Origin of the sequence: Breoghania sp. (assembly GCF_030066895.1) — a bacterium.
Lineage (GTDB): Bacteria > Pseudomonadota > Alphaproteobacteria > Rhizobiales > Stappiaceae > Breoghania.
In genome coordinates this window covers 239220-258545 of sequence record NZ_JASJAV010000003.1, presented here as the reverse complement: position 1 = coordinate 258545, position 19326 = coordinate 239220, and the positions used below count along the sequence as shown (strand labels likewise).

At 62.3% G+C, this 19326-nt stretch carries 25 protein-coding genes and 3 pseudogenes; 17 read left to right on the top strand and 11 right to left on the bottom strand.

Annotation, left to right across the window (positions count from 1 at the left end; all coding sequences use genetic code 11):
• The first annotated feature begins 144 nt into the window (after nt 1–144).
• The 3 genes from QNJ43_RS06610 (at nt 145) to QNJ43_RS06600 (ending at nt 2191) form a co-directional block, all read left to right on the top strand.
• Nucleotides 145–645, top strand: a complete 501-nt coding sequence (locus tag QNJ43_RS06610) for a hypothetical protein (protein ID WP_300468387.1) — start codon at nt 145–147, stop codon at nt 643–645.
• Nucleotides 642–1136 (top strand): hypothetical protein, encoded by a 495-nt coding sequence (locus QNJ43_RS06605; protein WP_300468385.1) that lies wholly within the window; start codon nt 642–644, stop codon nt 1134–1136. The genes QNJ43_RS06610 and QNJ43_RS06605 overlap by 4 nt, the downstream gene beginning before the upstream one ends.
• Nucleotides 1137–1747: 611 nt before the next feature.
• The gene (locus QNJ43_RS06600) at nt 1748–2191 is read left to right on the top strand and encodes a substrate-binding domain-containing protein (protein WP_300468384.1); all 444 of its coding nucleotides are present in this window, start codon (nt 1748–1750) and stop codon (nt 2189–2191) included.
• A gap of 61 nt (nt 2192–2252) precedes the next feature.
• Here the strand turns inward: QNJ43_RS06600 and QNJ43_RS26860 are convergent, their stop codons facing one another.
• The 9 genes and pseudogenes from QNJ43_RS26860 to QNJ43_RS06565 all read right to left on the bottom strand — a co-directional run bounded on the left by QNJ43_RS26860 (nt 2253) and on the right by QNJ43_RS06565 (nt 6511).
• Entirely contained in the window at nt 2253–2729 is a 477-nt protein-coding gene (locus QNJ43_RS26860; protein ID WP_346432889.1) for an aminotransferase class I/II-fold pyridoxal phosphate-dependent enzyme, read from the bottom strand.
• The gene (locus QNJ43_RS26855; RefSeq protein ID WP_346432888.1) at nt 2726–3454 is read right to left on the bottom strand and encodes an aminotransferase class I/II-fold pyridoxal phosphate-dependent enzyme; all 729 of its coding nucleotides are present in this window, start codon (nt 3452–3454) and stop codon (nt 2726–2728) included. The genes QNJ43_RS26860 and QNJ43_RS26855 overlap by 4 nt, the downstream gene beginning before the upstream one ends.
• A gap of 37 nt (nt 3455–3491) precedes the next feature.
• A pseudogene (locus QNJ43_RS06590) lies at nt 3492–4117 on the bottom strand (tripartite tricarboxylate transporter permease).
• On the bottom strand, nt 4095–4319 hold the full coding sequence (locus QNJ43_RS26850; protein ID WP_346432887.1) for a tripartite tricarboxylate transporter permease: 225 nt from the start codon (nt 4317–4319) through the stop codon (nt 4095–4097). Before QNJ43_RS26850 ends, QNJ43_RS06590 begins: the two are co-directional and overlap by 23 nt.
• 28 nt (nt 4320–4347) lie before the next feature.
• Nucleotides 4348–4917 carry a tripartite tricarboxylate transporter permease gene (locus QNJ43_RS06585; protein WP_300468382.1) on the bottom strand — a complete coding sequence of 190 codons (570 nt, stop codon included), beginning with the start codon at nt 4915–4917 and terminating at the stop codon, nt 4348–4350.
• Between the two features lie 178 nt (nt 4918–5095).
• On the bottom strand, nt 5096–5341 hold the full coding sequence (locus QNJ43_RS06580; protein WP_300468380.1) for a tripartite tricarboxylate transporter TctB family protein: 246 nt from the start codon (nt 5339–5341) through the stop codon (nt 5096–5098).
• A gap of 81 nt (nt 5342–5422) precedes the next feature.
• Complete coding sequence (locus QNJ43_RS06575; RefSeq protein WP_300468378.1) at nt 5423–5719, bottom strand: tripartite tricarboxylate transporter substrate-binding protein; 297 nt, start codon at nt 5717–5719, stop codon at nt 5423–5425.
• An 11-nt stretch (nt 5720–5730) separates the two neighbouring features.
• Complete coding sequence (locus QNJ43_RS06570) at nt 5731–6285, bottom strand: tripartite tricarboxylate transporter substrate-binding protein (protein WP_300468376.1); 555 nt, start codon at nt 6283–6285, stop codon at nt 5731–5733.
• 43 nt (nt 6286–6328) lie between these two features.
• On the bottom strand, nt 6329–6511 hold the full coding sequence (locus QNJ43_RS06565) for a hypothetical protein (protein ID WP_300468374.1): 183 nt from the start codon (nt 6509–6511) through the stop codon (nt 6329–6331).
• A gap of 620 nt (nt 6512–7131) precedes the next feature.
• On the opposite strand from QNJ43_RS06565, the gene QNJ43_RS06560 reads away from it, so the two are divergent.
• A complete protein-coding gene (locus QNJ43_RS06560) occupies nt 7132–7965 on the top strand; it encodes a LysR substrate-binding domain-containing protein (protein ID WP_300468372.1) in 834 nt (277 codons plus the stop codon).
• Between the two features lie 529 nt (nt 7966–8494).
• Here QNJ43_RS06560 and QNJ43_RS06555 read toward each other — a convergent pair.
• Nucleotides 8495–8764, bottom strand: a complete 270-nt coding sequence (locus QNJ43_RS06555) for a hypothetical protein (RefSeq protein ID WP_300468370.1) — start codon at nt 8762–8764, stop codon at nt 8495–8497.
• A 192-nt stretch (nt 8765–8956) separates the two neighbouring features.
• On the opposite strand from QNJ43_RS06555, the pseudogene QNJ43_RS26845 reads away from it, so the two are divergent.
• From QNJ43_RS26845 to QNJ43_RS06490, 13 genes and pseudogenes are all read left to right on the top strand, one after another.
• A pseudogene (locus QNJ43_RS26845) lies at nt 8957–9175 on the top strand (phosphate acyltransferase); the annotation flags it as partial.
• Between the two features lie 85 nt (nt 9176–9260).
• The gene (pta, locus tag QNJ43_RS06545; RefSeq protein WP_300468368.1) at nt 9261–10028 is read left to right on the top strand and encodes a phosphate acetyltransferase; all 768 of its coding nucleotides are present in this window, start codon (nt 9261–9263) and stop codon (nt 10026–10028) included.
• Between the two features lie 470 nt (nt 10029–10498).
• Entirely contained in the window at nt 10499–11197 is a 699-nt protein-coding gene (locus QNJ43_RS06540; protein WP_300468366.1) for a GntR family transcriptional regulator, read from the top strand.
• Nucleotides 11198–11209: 12 nt separating this feature from the next.
• Complete coding sequence (locus QNJ43_RS06535; RefSeq protein ID WP_346432886.1) at nt 11210–12112, top strand: amino acid ABC transporter substrate-binding protein; 903 nt, start codon at nt 11210–11212, stop codon at nt 12110–12112.
• Between the two features lie 130 nt (nt 12113–12242).
• Nucleotides 12243–12743: a hypothetical protein gene (locus QNJ43_RS06530; RefSeq protein WP_300468364.1), complete on the top strand. Its 501-nt coding sequence runs from the start codon at nt 12243–12245 to the stop codon at nt 12741–12743.
• A gap of 65 nt (nt 12744–12808) precedes the next feature.
• Nucleotides 12809–13432: an ABC transporter permease subunit gene (locus QNJ43_RS06525; protein WP_300468362.1), complete on the top strand. Its 624-nt coding sequence runs from the start codon at nt 12809–12811 to the stop codon at nt 13430–13432.
• Complete coding sequence (locus tag QNJ43_RS06520; protein ID WP_300468360.1) at nt 13429–14181, top strand: hypothetical protein; 753 nt, start codon at nt 13429–13431, stop codon at nt 14179–14181. Before QNJ43_RS06525 ends, QNJ43_RS06520 begins: the two co-directional genes overlap by 4 nt.
• A gap of 200 nt (nt 14182–14381) precedes the next feature.
• Complete coding sequence (locus QNJ43_RS06515; protein WP_300468358.1) at nt 14382–14510, top strand: hypothetical protein; 129 nt, start codon at nt 14382–14384, stop codon at nt 14508–14510.
• Nucleotides 14507–15267, top strand: a pseudogene (locus QNJ43_RS06510) (amino acid ABC transporter ATP-binding protein). Before QNJ43_RS06515 ends, QNJ43_RS06510 begins: the two are co-directional and overlap by 4 nt.
• A gap of 90 nt (nt 15268–15357) precedes the next feature.
• Entirely contained in the window at nt 15358–16104 is a 747-nt protein-coding gene (locus tag QNJ43_RS06505) for a threonine aldolase family protein (RefSeq protein WP_300468356.1), read from the top strand.
• 414 nt (nt 16105–16518) lie between these two features.
• On the top strand, nt 16519–16812 hold the full coding sequence (locus tag QNJ43_RS06500) for a hypothetical protein (RefSeq protein WP_300468354.1): 294 nt from the start codon (nt 16519–16521) through the stop codon (nt 16810–16812).
• Entirely contained in the window at nt 16813–17457 is a 645-nt protein-coding gene (locus QNJ43_RS06495) for a hypothetical protein (RefSeq protein WP_300468352.1), read from the top strand.
• Nucleotides 17458–17541: 84 nt separating this feature from the next.
• On the top strand, nt 17542–17913 hold the full coding sequence (locus QNJ43_RS06490) for a hypothetical protein (protein ID WP_300468350.1): 372 nt from the start codon (nt 17542–17544) through the stop codon (nt 17911–17913).
• 97 nt (nt 17914–18010) lie between these two features.
• Here QNJ43_RS06490 and QNJ43_RS06485 read toward each other — a convergent pair whose 3' ends face one another.
• Nucleotides 18011–18718: a GntR family transcriptional regulator gene (locus QNJ43_RS06485; RefSeq protein WP_300468349.1), complete on the bottom strand. Its 708-nt coding sequence runs from the start codon at nt 18716–18718 to the stop codon at nt 18011–18013.
• Nucleotides 18719–19326: the final 608 nt, after the last annotated feature.

The following is a 19326-nucleotide window of genomic DNA, read 5'->3' as shown; positions in this document are numbered from 1 at the left end:
CGGGCTATGTCCCCGGTGGGCTCTGGAACCGGTTCGACACGCCGAACGGAGGCTTCCTCTATACCGGCGACTTCAGCACCGAAGGCACGCTCCTTCCCTGCTATCCATTTCCGAAGATCGCAACGCTGCTGGCCGATACCTCTTATGGCGATCGCGACGAAGATCTCGACGATCAGATCGAGGCCATGGCGGATGCCGCCTCCAACGGAGCGGTGCTACCGTGCCCATCGAACGGTCGCGGCCCTGACCGAACGCGGATTGACGGTTCACGCCTGCGCCCGCATCGCGGAAGAAACCGAACAGTTGACTGGCGAGGCCTCGCCAGTCGTGGACGAACATACGGCCCATTCCGGCCAGGTGATTGTCGCCAGCGGTTCCAATGCCGACGAGAGCCTTCCCTCCTGGCTGAGGGCCCGCGACGACTTCCGGTTCATCTTTTCAAGCCACGTTCCCAAAACGAGCGCGGCGCATGGCCCGATCGCTTCGGGTCGCGCGCGCTGGATGGGCTGGAACGTTCACCCCCGGCTCACAGATATCGTCGCCGCGGCTGAAATGACCGGAGCCAGGCAGATCCTCCCCGCCTTCCTCGATCTTGCCGCAGCACTCGGGCCAATCCTCGTTCAAACGCCGGAAGCAGACGTATGACGCACACCGCAACCCGAAACGCCCTGCCCGCCTTCGTGCCGAAGGCCGAGGCGCGCGAGGATGTCCGCCCGTTGCTCATTCCCGTCGCCGAGGATATCGGCCCGGGGCTCGACCGGCTGTGGCTCGGAAACCTGACGGCGGCCGAAGACGCGGATGCGCTGATGAAGGTCGGGATCACCGCAAGCCTCAATCTGGCGATGAACATCTTTCCCGGCCCGCTCGCCTTTGCCGACGGCACCGAAATGCGTCGCTACCAGATCGGCATGCGCGACGGACCGGGCAATGCTACACGGAGGGAAAGGAGCACTATCCCGCCCATTGACGAGGCGGGCTTCTGGTCCACTGCCGGGGCGGTCGCTCGCGCTCAGTCAACGTTCTGGCGCTTTGGCTGCATTGGCGGCGAACGGATGAATTTCCGGACCTCGATGGCGCCATCGGCCATCTGCGCACCTTGCGCGGATTGGAGACGGCCCATCCCCTGCCCCCGATGATCGCCCTTGCGAACGAGGTGATCGACCGGAGCCTGCTACCGCGATGAGCTGTCGAGGAGAGGGGCGCGGCCCGTTCGGCCGGTTCGTCTCGGCCTCCGACGTGGCAAGGCTGTCTGGCGTTTCGCGCTCCACCATCTCGCGGGCCTTCACGCCCGGCGCCCAGGTTTCCAAGTCCGCCCGCTCGTACATTCTGGAGGCGGCGGAAGAACTCGGCTACCGCGTCAACCGGCTGGCGCGCACACTCCACCAGGAACGTTCCGATCTCGTCGGCATAGTCGGCGGCAATTTCGCCAACCCCTATATTTCCACCCAGCTGAACTCGTTGAGAGCCGCGCTTCATCGGCGTGGGCTTCAATGCCTATTGATGAACACCGCCCAGAGCAGTGAAGGAAAATCGGAGGATCTGGCGCGCCTCCTCGACTATCGCGCCCGCACCGTGGTGCTGTTGTCGGGGGCAACGCCCGACGAACTGATCCGGCTTTGCGCGAGAAACGGCGCCCGCATGGTGCTGATCAACCGCCCGCCTCCGCCGCACGGCACGCTGGCAGGCCTCATCGTTTCCGATTCGGCATGCGGCGGCCGAACGTCTGGCGGCCGCGGGCTGTCGAAACGTGGCAGTCGTCGTCTCCGGTTCGCGGACATCCGCAAAGACGGAACGCGCGGAAGCCTTTTGCGCGGAAATGGAACGGCGCGGCATCCCCGTGACCCGCTGGACCGACGGCGCCAACACCTACGCCACCGGCGTGGAAGCAATCCGTACCTTACTCGCGAAACCAGGGCTCGGTGGAATTTTCGGGGTAACGGACGAAATCGCGCTCGGCGTCCTCAACACGGCCCATTTCGAGCTGAAGCTTTCCGTGCCCGGAGACCTGTCGGTGATCGGCTTCGACGGTGCACCGATTTCCGGCTGGTCATTGCACGGACTGACGACGATCCGGCAATCGCTGGAAGATCGGACCCGCGCCACGCTGGAGGCCATCGAGCGCCCGGCCGATGCGCCATCGACCCGTTTCGATGTGCCGGTGCAAATGGTCGAACGCGGCACGATCGCGTGAGGCGGGACGGCAAGAATGAATGAGGCACGGAGAAATGCACCGTGCCTCATCCCGCTCCATCTCAGCGCGTCAGCGACCGGCACAAACCAGCGATCCGCTCCACCGCCTGCTTGAGCTTCTCGTCATCGACGGCATAGCTCAGCCGCAGGAAGCCCGGGGCACCGAAGACCGTTCCCGGCACGGTCGCGACACCGGCCTCTTCCAGGATCACCTTGGCGAGATCCACGTCGTTCTCAATGGCCATCCCGGCGGACAACTTGGTGCCGAGATAATCGCTGCAACCCGCCATCACATAAAAAGCGCCGTCCGGCTTGCGGCAGGAAAGACCCGTCTCCGCCAGAAGCGGCATCAGCATGTCGCGCCGGCGACGGAATGCCTGACGGTTGGCGGCAAGAGAACCTTGCGGGCCTTCGAGAGCAGCGACCGCACCGGCCTGGCTGATGGAGGAGACACACGAGGTGCTCTGCGACTGAAGCTTGCGAACCTCGCGCATGATGTCGGTCGGGCCGCCACCGTAGCCCAGACGCCAGCCCGTCATGCAGTAGGCCTTGGAGACACCGTTGACCGCAACGGTGCGCTCCGCAAGCTCGGCTCCACGGCGATGATCGAGGTGAACTTTTGATCATCGAAAATGATGTGCTCGTAGATATCGTCGCTCAGGATCCCGACCTGCGGATACTTCAGCAAAACGTCCGCAAGTGCGCGGAGTTCGTCGGCCGTGTAGACCGCACCGCTTGGGTTGCACGGCGAATTGAGGATCAGCCAGCGCAACTTGTCGGTAATGGCGGCTTCCAGCGCCTCTGCCGTCACCTTGAAGCCGTTCTCTGCCGTGCCGTTCACGATCACCGACGTGCCGCCCGCAATCCGCGATATTTTCGGGTAGGAAACCCAATAGGGCGCGGGGATGATTACTTCGTCGCCGGGATCGACGATCGCCATCAGGACGTTGAATATCACCTGCTTGGCGCCGGTGGACACGACGATCTGCTCGGTCGCGAAATCGAGGCCGTTCTCAGACTTGAACTTGCGCTGGATCGCGGCCTTCAGCTCTGCGGTGCCGTCGACATTGGTGTAGCGCGTCTTGCCCTCGCCCATCGCCTTGTTGGCGGCCTCGATGATGTGGGCGGGCGTATCGAAATCCGGCTCGCCGATGGCGAGGCTGATGATGTCCCGGCCTTCGGCCTTGAGGGCCCGGGCGCAACCGGACACGGCGGTGCTGGCGGACGGCTTGGTCGCCAGCATAGGCGACGAGATCTTGTTCATTGTTTTTCTCTGCGGAGGTTGTGAAGCGGGCGACGGCTCACGACGAGCCGTCTTCCTGCTTGGAGCGTCTGCCGCTGCGGTGGCAAAGGCGCGAGATGAAGGGGTAGGCGAGTGTCAGCGCGATCAACGCGATGATCATGTAGGACAGCGGGCTGGTGAGGAAGATCATCCAGTCGCCGCCGGAGATCTGCAGCGAACACTGAAGATTGGTCTCCAGGATCGGCCCGAGCACCAGCCAGACGTCGAACATGCTGTTCCGGAGCACATAGGACCCGATGACCGAGAAGATGATGATCGTCGGCCCGAGGATCGTGCTGGGCATTTTGACCACGCGCGAGACCCAGGGCGCTGCGAAAAGCCCGATGGCCGCGAACGCGAGATTGCCGAGGAACAGCGACAGGATCAGCGTGTAGACGATTTCCGAATGCTCGGTGAAGAGACGCGGCCCCGGCACCAGCCCGTGAATGGTCAACCCGCCGATGAAGACGGCGGTCACGGCATTTCCCGGAATGCCGAGCGTCAGAGCGGGCACCAGCGAGCCGCCCGTCACCGCGTTGTGGCGGCTTCCGTAGCTGCCACGCCCTCGATCTCGCCCGTTCCGAAGGCTTCCGGATTGTCGGACCGGCGGCGGCGCGCCTCGTCATGGCTGATGAAGGCGGCCACGCTCGTGCCCACCCCCCGGCAGGATGCCGATGAAGGAGGAGCGAACCAGGGTGCGGACGCAACGCCGGAGAACCTTCAGGCTCGGAAGCGTCTTGCCCTTGGCCGCGATCATGTTGGCCGTGCCGATCTTGGCCTCGCCGGTGCACAGCGAGATCGCCTGCGACACGGAGAAGATGCCGATCAGCGCGGGTAGAAGCGACACGCCCTCGAACAGCTCGTCATGGCCGAAGTCAGCCGGGGATAGCCGGTGACAGGTCGAACCCGACGGTCGCCATCAGAGGCCCGAGCCTGGCGGAGATGAGCGCCTTGACCGGAACGCCGCCCGACACGCCGAGGATGAAGATCATCCCGAAGATCGTCAGGTAGACATATTCCTGCGGCCCGAACAGCAGTGCCAGGCGCGACATGGGCGGGGCCACGAATAGCAGCACGACGACGGAGAACAGGCCGCCGATCAGCGAGGCGACCAGCGCCATGCCAATTGCTTGCGCGCCTTGACCCCGCTGCGCCATCGGATAGCCGTCGAAGGTCGTGGCTATGGAAGCGTCGGTGCCCGGTGTTCTCAGCAGGATCGCGGTCACCGATCCGCCGAAGACGGAGCTGGTGTAGATCACTCCCAACAGAACCGGCGCGTTCGCCGGATTCATCGAAAAGGTGATGGGAATGCACAAGGCGACGCCCATCGTGGAGGAAAGCGCCGGCAGCGCTCCAACGAAAAGTCCGACGACGGTGCTGATAATCAGCACCATAAGCGTCATCGGCTCGAAGATATAAACGGCGGCAGCCAGTATCGTATCCATACGGTCATTCCATCGACTTGACCGGGCTCTACGAAAGGAGCTCGATCAGCGATCCGGGAGGAGTAGGCACCTCCATCAGGATCGAGAAAATCAGTTAGATCAGCGCAGTAAGGACGGTCGCCGTCACGAAGCCGTGGAGCGGTCGCAGGTCAGAAAACAGGCTGAACAGGATTGCCAGTTAAAGGAACGTCGCCGGGTAGAACCCGATCCAGGAGACCACGGTCGCAAAGAGCGCGGTCATGACGAAAAGGCGCACCAGCGGCTGCCAGAGGAACGGCCGCTCGTCATAGTCACCGTCCCCGGCCGGTTCGTCGCTCACGACGAGCCGCAAGGCGGTCACGAGCAGGAGCAGGCCGCTGACGAACAGCCCCGCCAACGTGATCAGCGGAAAGAGGGCGGCTCCGTGCTTCAGACCCCCAGACATCCCAGGCGGCAAAGGCCGCGGTCGCCATGACGGCCACCGCGATCCAGAAATCACGCCAGTTCACGGTGTTTTGCCGGAAGCTTACTGCCACGGGCTTTCGGCCCACAGCTTCTTGTAGCCGTCATTCTGCTCGGCCGTGAAGGCCTGGTAGTCGTCACCGACAAGCACGTCGAGCGGCATGTTGAGCTTCTTCAGCGCGGCGAGGAACTCCGGATCCTCGGTGATCTTCACCATCGCGTCGCGCAGCTTGGTCAGAGCCTTTTCGTTCATCCCCTTCGGGCCGGCCAGACCGCGCGAGGAAGCGGTGATGATGTTGTAGTCGAGTTCCTTGCCGATCGGCGTGTCGGGCAAATCCGGGTTGCGCTTGGAGGCCCACACGACTAGCGGCTTCAGCTGACCGTCCTGAACGAGCCGACCTCTTCGGAGACATTGCCCTCGATCGTGCCGATATGGCCGCCGAGAAGTGCCGCCTTGGCTTCGGCATCGCCATTGAAGGCCACCAGATCGAAGGCGACGTCGGCCGCATGCTCAAACTGCAGCACGGCGAGGTGGTCACCGCCGCCGATGCCTTCGTGGCTGACCGTAATCTTTTCCTTCTTCGCCAGAGCGATCAGATCTTCCAGCGAGTTGATGTCGGAATCGCCTGCCACCGACAGGACGCCCGGATCGATCACGATGTTGGCGACGTAGTCATAGGTGTCGATGTTGAACGTCACGTCGGGACGCACGATCGAGCTGGTGAGAATGCCGGAATTGATCCAGCCGATCATGTAGCCGTCGGGCTTGGCGGCCGCGATCGCCGAGAAATCGATCTGACCGCCGGCGCCGTAGGGCACGATCATCTCAACGGGCTTTTCCGGGAACGCAGCCTGGGAGGGAGCCGCGAGCAAGGCGAGACTGGAGGCCGTAAAAGCGAGGGCGACCAGACTGGACTTGACGTTCATTTGAGTATCTTCCTCTTCCTGCTGGACAGGTCTTCAGGTCGGCTCAGGCGGGCGTGCCTTTACGAACCTTCTTGCGCCTGATGAGCGCTTCGATGGACTCAAGCGACGCGCGGTCTGCGAGCGCTTTCTCCTGGTCCTTCTCGAGTTGCTCGATATCTGCGATCTCCACGAGGACTTTCTCTATCCGCTCCTGCGGAATGACGACGACGCCGTCGGCATCGGCCACGAGATAGTCGCCTGAGCACGCGCGCGCCGGCACACTCGACCGGCACATCCGTGTCGACGAGGACAATGGCGGGCGGACGGGCGGAAATGCCCCGCGTATAGACGGGGAAGTCCATTTCACGAATAAGCCGGGCATCGCGGGACAGGGAATCGGACACGATACCGCCGGGCCCCTGGTAATAGGCCGCGTGGGCAACGTTTTCGCCCAGGATCCAGCTGTTCGCACATCCGGTATCGAGGACGAGGATCTGCCCCCGCTTCGGTGCTGCGGATGACCGAGTAGATCGACTGCTGTGCCTTCACCACGCCGTTCTTGGGCGCGTATTTGACTGTGCGCGCACGTCCGACGACATGGTCGGAGGGGCCGAGCGGCAGAGCGCCGTCCATCCAACCGCTCAGGCCCAGCCGGACGAGGGCATTGGTTACCGCTTCGGACTCCACATCCTTGAGACGTTCCAGGATTTCGGCAACCGTCTGGGACTTGTCAAATATTACAGATTATCGCCTTCTGTGTTTCATTTTAGGCATATTTTGCCGGTAGTTTTGGTAATGAATGCACAGTGAGGCGACAAACCGACGGCTTGCAAATATTAATATTCCATACCACCATGAGTAAAAGTTGTGAGCGGTATCATGAATTTTCGGCAGCTAGAGATATTCCGTACGGTGATCGAAGCGGGCTCGATGATGGGGGCCGCGCGCAAGCTGAACATCTCTCAACCGGGCGTTACAAAGGCGATCGCGGCGCTTGAGGGGTCCTGCGGTTACCCTCTTTTTACCCGCCAGGCGGGAAGCATCACGCCGACGCCGGAAGCTTGGCAGCTCAACCAGTCGGTGGAGCGCGTCTTTGTGGATATCGATGAAGTCCGCCGCGTTTCGCTGGATATCCGGGACAAGATTGCCGGGCACCTGTCCATCAGCACCTTCCCGTCGCTCGCCTCACGCTATCTTCCGCGCCTGCTGTCGAACTATCTGCGCCAGCGCCAGGACGTGAAGATCTCGCTGCAATCGGACGATGCCAGCATCGAGACCGAACATCTGCACAAGGTGGAGCGCGTGTGCGTCTTGCCGCGCGGACACCGGCTGACGGCGGCGAAGCGGATCAAGCTGTCGGACCTGCGCGACGAGCCCTTCATATCGCTCCACGCCGAACGCATCGCCATCGAACACGCCTTCTCCGATCTGGACATTGGCCGCAATGACCGGATCGAAACGCGTCATTCCGAAAGCGCCTGCGCCTTCGTGGCGAACGGGCTCGGCGTGACCATCGTCGACCCCTTCACCCCCGCAGGCTTCGGCGATGCAGTCGTCACGCGCCGTCTCGATCCGCCGGTCTATCTCAACCTTTGGACGCTCTGGCCCCGCTACCGCGTGCGCTCCAAGGTCACGCTCGAATTCATCGACGTCCTGCGTGACTCCCTCCAGAAAGACCTGCCGCCGAGCGGTCCCGACTAGCCCGTTCGAACGGCCTTGTGAGATCGAAAAGGACGTAACGTCATGTTTTCATGCCCGGGCACCGGGGGGGAGCTACGTCATCTGACGTTCCTCGACACACTTGTTTTCACAAGCGAAATCGGCGAAAACCCGCGGGAAAATCGGTCCAACGCCGTGATTACTCGACGGCATTCGGACACCGCGAGGACAGTTCCACCGATGCCGCAGTCAATCTGCTCGCGACGCGCGGTCTCAAAACGCAACCCGGATACCGCCCCCGCAACCCTCCCCTACCACGAAAACCGAATGATCGCGCTCGACGTGCTTACCCTGACCGGGAGATTCCCTCGGCGGTCGAGACAGGCAAGGCAATGGTTCAATGAGTAACTTTCCAAAAGGACGCGCCCTTTTCCTCGTGCCCACTTCTCCGGATGATCCGATTTCGGATATCGCGCAGGCGCTGGTTCTGTTGTTTGCGGAAGCCGGACACGATGTCGGGCACGTGAAACCGGTCGCAGCGACGAGCGCGGAAGCGGCAGCGGCCGACGGCCTATCGATCTCCATGCGCACCGCGGAGAGGATGATCCGCGAGGAGCGGATGGCCGATCTTCTGGACGAGATCGTTGGCATCGTGGTCGCCGCACGGCGGAACCGTGAATACATGGTCGTCGAATGGCTCGCCCCAGCCGCCGGCCACCCGTTGATCAGCGAGTTGAACCAGGTCATTGCAGGCGGCCTGAGCTGCGACACCATTCCCTTCGTTTCCGGCGATGCCGAAGATGCGGACGAAGTGATCGACAGGATCGACGACGCGCTCCACGCCATCAAGCAGGCCCGTGGCCGGAGCCTCGTTCGCGTCATCGTCGGCACCTCCTCGGATCCCACATGGACCGCGCATCTGCGCAAGGCGATCGACGAGAGCCATCTACCCTGTCCCTGCGATCTGATCGAGACGAGCGAGACGAACGCCACCTCCTTCCCAGCGTCCCGGGTGGAGCGGTTTGCCGATGATATGCGCGACTGGCTTCCCGAAATCTCGCGCAATCCCCGCCTGCGCCGCCTGACGCCGCCCCTCTTCCGCTACCGGGTGGTGGAAATGGCCAGGCAGGCAAACAAACGGATCGTGCTGCCTGAAGGCGACGAACCGCGCACGCTCAAGGCCGCCGCCATTTGCGCGCGGAAGGGAATTGCCCGCTGCGTGCTGCTGGGCGAGCCCGCCCATGTGCGCGCAAGCGCTGCCGCGGTGGGCGTGACGTTGCCCGACAACATCGAAATCCTCGATCCCGCGGAATTGCGCCCGCGCTACATCCGCGCCGATGGTCGAGCGTCGCAAGGCCAAGGGCCTGACGCCGGAACAGGCCGACAAAGCGCTTCAGGACACGGTCGTCCCCGGCACGATGAGGCTGGCCGAAGACGACGTCGACGGACTGGTGTCGGGTGCGGTTCACACCACCGCCAGTACCGTGCGTCCGGCCCTGCAGCTCATCAAGACCCGCCCCTACCTGAGCTTGGTCTCCAGCGTCTTCTTCATGCTGCTGCCGGAGGAGGTGTTCATCTATGCCGACTGCACCGTCAATCCGAACCCGACCACCGAACAACTTGCGGAAATCGCCATCCAGACGGCAGAGACCGCAGAAACCTTCGGGCTCGATCCGCGCATTGCGATGATCTCCTATTCCACCGGGGATTCCGGCACCGGCGAAGGTGTCGAGAAGGTGAAGGAGGCCACCGCTCGCGTCCACGAACTGCGGCTCGACCTGCTCATCGACGGCCCGCTCCAGTACGATGCGGCAAGCGTTGAAAACGTTGCCCAAACCAAGGCGCCGGACAGCCCGATCGCCGGGCGGGCGAACGTCTTCATTTTCCCCGACCTCAACACCGGCAACACCACCTACAAGGCGGTGCAGCGCTCCGCCAACGTGGTCAGCATCGGCCCGACGCTGCAGGGTCTGCGCAAGCCGGTAAACGACCTGTCCCGCGGTTCTCTCGTCGATGACATCGTCTACACCGTCGTTCTGACCGCGATCCAGGCGACGGAGCCCGGCGCGGAAAATGCCGAACAGACCCGGACGGCCGCCGAATAGGGCAACCGTCCGACCGACCTTGCTACGGGGCTCGACCAACCGAGTCCCGTAGTCCCGCTTCCGTCCGGTTTCCGGCCTATTTATTGAGCACGTTTATTGAGCACGCACCCCGCGACCATCGCCGAAGACGAGCCAACTACCCCTGGGGAATGAAATCTCCTTTCAGACCAGACGGCCCCTGTTTTCCGGTATCCGGCCTCCGATCCGACGACCGGGTTCAAGTCACACAAAGCAAGCATGCCCTTAGGGCGAAGCGTGCGATCAACCGACTGATTTCCTTCGCCGAACGATAATATCGCCTTCACACACCCGCTAGTCTCCAGGGCCGGCAGATCGAAGCAACGTGCGCCGGCGTTCTCCCCGGAGTTAAGGCCAATTGAGACCGCATTTGTTCCGATGGCGCAGAAATCGTAATGGGGTGCGTAGAAGCTCCACTTGTAACTGGTATACCAGTCGTTCAGTATGTCGGCATGGCAGACGCATTCGAATTCGAGAGTGACCGGGCCTACGCCCGCATTGTGGAATTGATCTTCGGTGGCGCCGTGGATCCGGCGGAACCGCTGTCCGAACGCAAGCTCGCCCAGCAGCTCGACATCGGCCGCATGCCGGTGCGCGAAGCGCTTCGCAAGCTGGAGCGCGAAAGCGTCGTTGAGGTGAAACCGGCGCGCGGAACTTTCATCCGCACGATCACTGCCGATGGTCTCAGCGAGATCTATGACCTGCGCGAAGCCCTGGAATGCCTCGCGGCACGACGCGCGACCGAACGCGACCCTTCGCCCACGCTGGTGAATTGTGGCACGCGCCTGCGCGTCATGGGTCGCGATCCGTCCGCCTTCACATCCCGAGAGATCAATGATGTGGGCACCGAGCTTCACGACGCGATGTTCGACAGCGCGGGCAATCCACAGCTTGAGGAAATGGTGCGCTTCATGCGCATGCGCTTCCGGCTTGCCTTCAATCTCCCGCGCTACTTCGCGCGCGAGCTGGTCTCTGAAATCCTTCTCGAACACATCGCTCTCTTCGAGGCGATCTCGAACCGTGAACCGGAGATCGCGGAAGCGCTCATGCGCGCCCATCTCCGCCGGGGCCTGCAGATCCGCCTGAACCTCGACCGTTCCTCGCCAAACCTCCCCAACCCCACCTCCAGGCCAAAGGAAAACATCGAATGAAGAACGTTAGTTTTGCGTTCCTTGCTCGTTGGCGCCGTCTCCCTCGGCGTTTTCGGGAGCGCCGCCGTTGCCGGCACTCTCGACAACGTAAAGCAAGCAGGCGTCGTCAAATGCGCAGTCAACGGCAGTCGCCCCGGCTTCTCCTCCGTTGACAGCGAGGGTAACTGGCACGACCTCGACGTCAACACTTGCCGCGCGGTCGCAGCCGCCGTTCTGGGTGACGCGAGCAAGGTCCAGTTCCTCAAGACCAACAACCAGACCCGCCTGACTGCCCTGCAGATCGGCGAAGTCGACATGACGACGGCCAACACCACGTGGACGCGGTCGCGCGACACCGATCTCGGCCTCGATTTCATCGCCCCCACCTTCTACGACGGCCAGGCTTTCATGGTCGCCAAGGATCTGGGCGTGAAGAGCGTCGATGATCTGGACGGCACCAGCGTGTGCGTGCGTCCCGGATCAACCTCCGAGCGCGTCGTCTCCGACATCCAGAAGAAGAAGAGCATCGACCTTCAGCTTGTGGTGATCGAGGACCAGAAGGAGGTCAACACGGCCTTCTTTGGCGGTCGCTGCAATGCCATGGTGCAGTCGTCTTCCGCGCTGTCCTCCACCCGCGCGGCTGTTACCGACAACCCGGACGACTACGTCATCCTACCCCAGCGCTTCGGCAAGGATCCGGAAGGCCCGCTCGTTCGCCAGGACGACGCCCAGTGGCGTGATATCGTCCAGTGGACGGTCTACACGCTCTTCCAGGCGGAAGAGAGCGGCGTGACCTCCAAGAACGCCGACGAGATGAAGGCCAACAGCAAGGACGCCACCGTTCGCCGTCTGCTCGGCGTGGAGTCCTCCGGCGGCAAGGGCCTCGGCCTGAAGCCGGACTGGGCCTACCAGGTCATCAAGCAGGTCGGCAATTAGGGCGAAGTCTTCGATCGCAACGTCGGCAAGGGCTCCGCTCTCAAGCTGGAGCGTGGCCTGAACGCGCATTACAGCGACGGCGGCATGATCTACGCCCCGCCGCTATGAGCCCGGATTGACACGGAACAACATGTCCATCTTCAAGAAAAAAGCGACGGTGGGGGGAGACCTCCCTCCGCCGCTGCACCGTTGGGTCTCGCCGCAGGCCGTGTTCTGGCAGGCGGCGCTCGTCGTCGTGCTGGTCGCGATCGCCATCTGGCTGGTCATGAATGCCCGCGCTGCGCTTGCCGCGCGCGGCATGACCTTCGGTCTCGGCTTCCTGTTCGATCAGGCCCAGTTCTCGCTCGGCGAAGCCTTCTTCATCTTCCATCCGGGTGAGACCTATTTGAAGGCCTTCGCCGTCGGCTTCGGCAACACGCTGATGGTCTCGGCCGTTTCGATCGTCACCGCCTCCATTCTCGGCACCCTCGTCGGTCTGGCGCGGCTATCGCGCAACGGGCTCGCCAGCGGGCTTGCGCAAGCCTACGTCTCGCCTTCCGCAACACGCCGCAGCTCGTTCAGATCGTCTTCTGGTACAGCTTCTTCACCCTGCTACCGAAGGCACGCAATTCTTGGTCTCTCGATGACCTGATCTTCGCCTCGAACCGAGGCCTGACCCTGCCGGCCCAGCAGAACGGTTCGGTCTTCGGCCACGCGATGCTGGCCGCCGTGGTCAGCCTTGTTGTCGCCTGGGACCTGTCGGTTCTTCACGAGCGCCGCCGTCGGCGCACGGGCCTGCGCTGGAAGCCGCTGCGCCTCGTCCAGCTCATCCTCATTCTCGGCTCCGCCCTCGCCGTCTGGATTGCGGCCGGAGCGCCGAGCGCGTGGTCCATCCCCCAGCTCAAGGGCTTCAATTTCAAGGGCGGGGTGACCCTCTCGCCGGAATTCCTGGCGATCTTCTTCGATCTCTCCTTCTATATCGCGGAGATCGTGCGCGCCGGCATCTCCAGCGTCGATTTCGGACAGTTCGAAGCCGCCAACACGATCGGGCTTTCGCGCGCCGACATCTATCGCCGCGTCGTTGCCCCACAGGCGCTTCGGGTGATCATCCCGCCGCTCGCCGCCCAGTATTATGTAAGCCTGCTCAAGAACAGCTCGCTCGTCGTCGCGATCGGCTACCCGGACCTGTTCTCGATTTCCAACACGATGCTCACCTATAGTGGACGCACCATCGAGGTGCTGTGCATCATGGCCGCCGTCTACCTCGCCATCGCCGTGGCGATCGGCGCGGTGTCGAATGCCGCCAACCGCTACTTCACCATTCCGGGGCGTAAGTCATGAGTACCGCCATCGATTCCTTCGCCGAGATTGGCACCGGCCGGCCGCGCCAGCCGGCCCCCGACGGGCTCGGCCGCTTTGCGCGGATAAAGTCGCGCTATTTCGGTAGCTTCGGCACGAGCGTCCTGACAATCGTGCTGACGCTTGCAATCGCATGGGCGGTCTATTCCTTCCTGCGGTGGGGTGTCTTTTCCACCGTCTGGTACGATCCGACGGCTGCGGCCTGCAGAACCGCCGACGGCGCCTGCTGGGCGGTGATCGCGGAGAAATACCGGGTCATTCTGCTCGGCACCTATCCTTACGAGGAACAATGGCGCAGCGCCCTGATCATTGCGATCTGGGTCGTGTGGGCCGTGCTGACCGCCTTCCGCCTCTTCTCCCTGTGCCTTCACCTCGTCGGCTGGCTCGTCATCTTCGTCGCCACATTGGTGTTGATGCGCGGCGGGATCTTCGGCCTGTCCTACATGGGTACCGATGCCTGGGGCGGCCTGCCTTTGGCGGTGCTGCTGGCGCTCGGGCGGCGCTCGACCTTTCCCGTCGTGCGCTTCGTCTCCGTGGCCGCGATCGAAGACGTGCGCGGCATTCCGCTTCTGGTCGTGCTCTTCTTCGGCACCCTGATCCTGCCGCTCTTCCTGCCGCCCTCGCTCAATTTCGACAAGCTGATCCGCGCCGAAATCGGCATGATCGTGTTCTTCGCAGCCCATGCGGCGGAAGTCATTCGGGGCGGTCTGCAAGCCGTGGAAGATGGGTAGGAGGAAGCGGCCCAGGCGCTCGGCATGAGCTACTGGCTCAGGATGCGCAAGATCGTCCTGCCACAGACGATCGCCATCGCGGTCCCGGCGGCTCCTTCAACGACATCATCCGCGCCTTCAAGAACACCACCTATTTCGCAATCCTGGACCTGTTTGACGTTCTCGGCGCCACCAAGGTCGCGCTCGATGATACCGCCTGGGTGCGCTACGGGCTGGAAGGCTATCTCTTCGTCTTCCTACTCTATTTCCTCATCTGTTCCGGACTGTCGCTTTACGGCCGTTCGCTTGAGCGCAACCACGCATGGCGCGTCCGGAGGGCGGAACAATGACAGACTCCGAAAAAACAGCAAATCTCATCGTCGAACTCGACAAGGTCAACAAGTGGTACGGCGACCACCACGTCCTGCGCGACATCTCCTTCGGGCTCGGTGAGGGCGAGAGGATCGTCCTGTGCGGACCATCCGGATCGGGAAAGTAGACCCTGATCCGCTGCGTGAACGGGCTGGAACGGTTTCAGCGCGGAAAGTTGACCGTTTGCGGCACCGAGATGGACGGAAAGCAGGCCTCGCTTGCCCAGATCCGCAATCACACCGGCATGGTGTTCCAGCACTTCAACCTGTTCCCGCATCTCAGCGTTCTCGACAACCTGACGATGGGTCCGATCTATGCGCGTGGCAAACCGGAGATGAAGGCGGTCGAGCGCGCCCGCGAGCTTCTCGACCGCGTGCGGCTTGCCGATCAGGTGGCAAAGTTTCCCGGTCAGATCTCTGGCGACAGCGCCAGCGCGTGGCCATTGCCCGCTCGTTGATGCTGGACCCGGAGGTCATGCTTTTCGACGAGCCCACCTCGGCGCTCGATCCGGAAATGATCCAGGAAGTGCTGGAAGTCATGGAAGAACTGGCCCATGCGGGGCAGTCGATGATCGTGGTCACGCACGAGATGGACTTTGCCCGCCGGGTTGCCAATCTAGTCGTCTTCATGGATCAGGGCGAAATCGTCGAAGCGGCTCCGCCGGAAGACTTTTTCCTTCATCCGACCACGGACCGCGCCCGCGATTTCCTTGGCAAGATTTCCAACCCGGGATAATCGATTTTCCGCGCCTGCCGCCCGCTCGTTTCATCCCCTTTCGCACGGATCGCCCCAACGATCCGCTCCGCACATGATCAGGAAAGCATCATGACGTCCGTCATCGAGATCGACCTCGTCTCCGCTACCACCACCCGCCCGAGCGCCGCCATGCTGGCGCAGATGACATCGGCCCCCGTGGGTGACGAACAGAAGAACGAGGACCCGACAACCTGCGCGCTCGATGAGCGGGTGGCCGACCTGTTCGGCATGGAAGCCGTCGTTTTCCTGCCCTCGGGCACCATGTGCAACCAGATATCGTTTCTCGTTCATTGCCGCTCTGGCGACGAAATCGTCGCCGCTGCCAATGCGCACGTGGTCGCCTCCGAAGGTGTAGGCGCGGCCGCGCTTGCGGGTGCCCAGATGCGCCCCATCGAGACCCCGACCGGCATTTTCGAAGCCGCCGACATGGTGGCCGCCCTTCGTCGTCCGCGCATGCGCAGCCTGCGCTCCAGCACAGTTTCCGTGGAGCAGACGACCAACCGCGGCGGTGGCCTCGTCTGGCCCGTCGAAACGCTGTCGGCTCTCACGAAAGCCGCCCATGAAAACGGGCTCGCGACGCACATGGACGACGCCCACCTGCTGAACGCGGCCGTTGCGAGCGGCCGTCCGGCGAAGGATTTCACGGCCGGTTTCGACAGCGCTTGGATCGATCTTTCCAAGGGGCTGGGCTGCCCGGTCGGTGCCGTTCTCGCCGGCTTCAGGGATTTCATCGAGGCCGCCTGGGTATGGAAGCATCGTCTCGGCGGCGCGCTGCGCCAGTCCGGCTGCTGGCCGCAACAGATCTCTTTGCGCTAAACTATAATGTCGAACGCCTTGCCGAGGACCACGCGAACGCGAAACTCTTCGCCGAACTCGTCGACGGCGTGCCGCATGTCAACGTCTATCCGCGCGAGGTGACGACGAACATTCTCTTCCTGGAGCTCGGCGCCCCCTCACTTCCGCCCCCCTTGTTGCGGCGCTTGCGGAGAAAGGTGTTTGCATCGGAGCGGAATCGGACACGCGCCTGCGCGTCGTGACCCATCTGGATGTTGGGGAAGCAGATATCCGCGAGGTGGCGAAAATCTTTGCGCAGGCCGTCGAAAAGATCGCCTGACCGCTCACGATGCAACGAAATTACGAAGGGGAATAAATCTATAATTAAATAATATATACAGTTTATTCCGTAGGAATCCGAGCTTATCTTAATATTTCTTTTGCGTGCATCGTTGATTGTTGCCACGCGAGAAAGACGAGGATTCCATGAAACAGATATTTTTCAAATTGAGTTTGGCCCTTCCTGTAATCCTGGCGGGGACGGTTCTTGCCGCAGATCGCAGCAACGCGGAGGACCGTCCCGGTTTTATGCCAATCCCGGAAAAATTCGGCTATTTCCAGGAGAACAAGGAGCTTGATACCAGCATCGCGAAGGGCGACGTCACCGTCTCACGCGCTCACGCCTGGTCGCTCTTTGCCGGAATGATGCAGCCGCTGGGTGCCACCGATCCGAATTCCTGGCCGATCTAGTTGAGTTGGGAGACCACCGCACAGGCATTCGAGGGCGACGGGAAGACCGCCCCTAAGCCGATCCGCATTTGCATAACGCCGTCGGTCGCCGGCCTTACGCAGGCCAAGGAGCAGGGCGCGGATGCCACGATCAACAACGGGACATTCTTCGTCTTCAACGGCGATACCATCGTGCCGACGGAATCCCTGTCGCCGGAGGGCTTCAAGGCCATTCGCTACGGCAAGCTCTATCTGAAGAGCAAGCTCAAGCAGGCGCACGATCTCGGCCAGGACATCGACCTGCCGGCGCACTACGTCTCCACCAAGCACATGTACTGGCCGGTGAAGGCGAACGGACTGACGCCGCTTCCCTGGTGGAACAACAATTTCCCCGACAGTTTCGACGGCTATGTGGGTTACGAGACCTGGGACACCGTCGTCGCCATCGACCCCACCGGCAAGCAGGAGGGAGAGACGGTCGAGGTGACCTATCTCCATGGCATTTTCAATAATGACAAGACGCCGATGAAACCAAAGATCGAGAAGGCCCAACGTAGTCAATCTCGATCGCTTCTATCACTACAAGGTGACGGAGGTGGACTGGAAGATGTTCTCCGATGCCGACAAGGCAATACTGAACGCGGCAAGTTACTGGCTTTACAATGAGCCCTTCGGCCCCGGCGATTACGTCGCCACGGTTGCGATGCACATTATGACCAAGGAGGTTCCGACCTGGACGTTGCAGAACGTGTGGTGGTCCGCCGCCCCCGACAAGGGCCCCTATGCCGACAACCGGCCGAAGGATATGAAGGCCGAAAGCCCTGGCAGCATTATCTTCTGACGGAGGCCGACATCTACCAACCGGATGCGCAAGGTCGGCTCGCCAAGGCGGTGACCCCCTATATCGAAGGCGTCATCCACCCGACCCGCACGAGTTGTCGCAACTGTCATGTGCGCGCCGGCTATCCTGGCAATTCCGGCAAGGGCCCTGCCGACGGCACGACCGGATATTCCAATCCCAATTGTCCGGATCTGCTGGCCGTGCTCCGCAAGGGCGACGACTGCTTCAAGGGCGTCACGCTGAGCGACTTCGCCTGGATCATCCCCGATCGGGCCCATTGATCGCGGTTTGACCGGATGGCACTCCCCCCTCCGGCAAGACGCCTGAAGCTGATGAGAAATGCGGGGCGGGCAAAGATGCCCGTCCCTCACCCGTCACTCACATGAACACGTTTTCCGCCAACCGCGTGACGAGGTTCTCCCGCAAAGCCGAGATATGGGAACACACCGCGGTTTCGGCCCGGTCGGCGTCATGCGCGCCGAGTGCGCCCAGAATGTCCGCATGCTGATCCCAAACCCGCAGGTTCTGCCCCGGCACGCCGAGCGAAAGGCTCCAGAACCGGACCAAGCGGCCATGCAAATTGCCGAGAAACTCCAACATGATGGAATTTCCGGCCGCCGCCGATATCAGACGGTGGAACTCGATATCGAGCGCAATGATATGTTCCATCATCCGGTCACGGGTGGCCTTGGCCATCAGCTCGTGATTACGCCGCAGGACCGCGAGTTGATCGTCGGTGATCCGCTCCGCCGCCCAGCGCGCTGCGCGCCCTTCATTGATGAGCCGCATTTCGATGATCATCAGGTCATTGAGCAGGATCGGGCTCACCACCACGCCCTTGCGCGGCATGACCTGCAACAGATCGTCGACCATCAAGCGGTCGACCACCTGAATGACCGGCGTGCGACCGATCCCGAGTGCGGTTGCGAGATCCGTGACGGTTACCGCCGCGCCAGGCTGCAATTCGCACGAAATGATCTTCGCCTTGATCAGCTCGTAGGCCCGGTCTCGAAGGGAAAGTTTTTTAACCGGGAGAACCGGTTCATCATCGGCGCTCCGGTGTAGCGACCCTGATGCTTGCGCCATGGCCGGAATGTGTCCTTGTCTTCAACATGCGACAGGCCGGAGACGGAATACCCGTTCCCAATACGGGCATTCCCGCTCACGGACCTCGATCAGTCCAATACGCATGATTTTTGCGGGCTTCCGGGGCTTTCGGTAAGTCGGCATGGTGCCGCACGAAAGCAGACGCGGTACAATGACGGAGCTTATCCCGCCCGGGCGCTACCCGCGGCATCCGAACCGCTCAACCGCACGTTCTGGTGAACGAACGCAATGATGTCGGAAACCGGTCGAGCACCGGTCAAACGGGCCACTTCCCGACCGCGATGCCACAGGATCAGAAGCGGAATGCCGCGAATGTTGAGCCGTTGGGAAACCGCGGGGAAGTCTTTCGTATTGATCTTGGCGAACCGGACCGACGGCCTCAGCCGCCTTGGCGAATTCCGGCACCATCATCCGGCAAGGCCCGCACCACGGGGCTCAATAGTCGACGATCAGCGGCACTTCATCCGTGCGCATTGCCTTGTCGTGAATGCGCGCATCGAGTTCGCTCACCCCGGCGCGCGCCAGCTCGGCCCCTCAGGCCCCGCATTTCGGCCCTGCGGACAACTTAGCGAACAGAACCCGGTTGG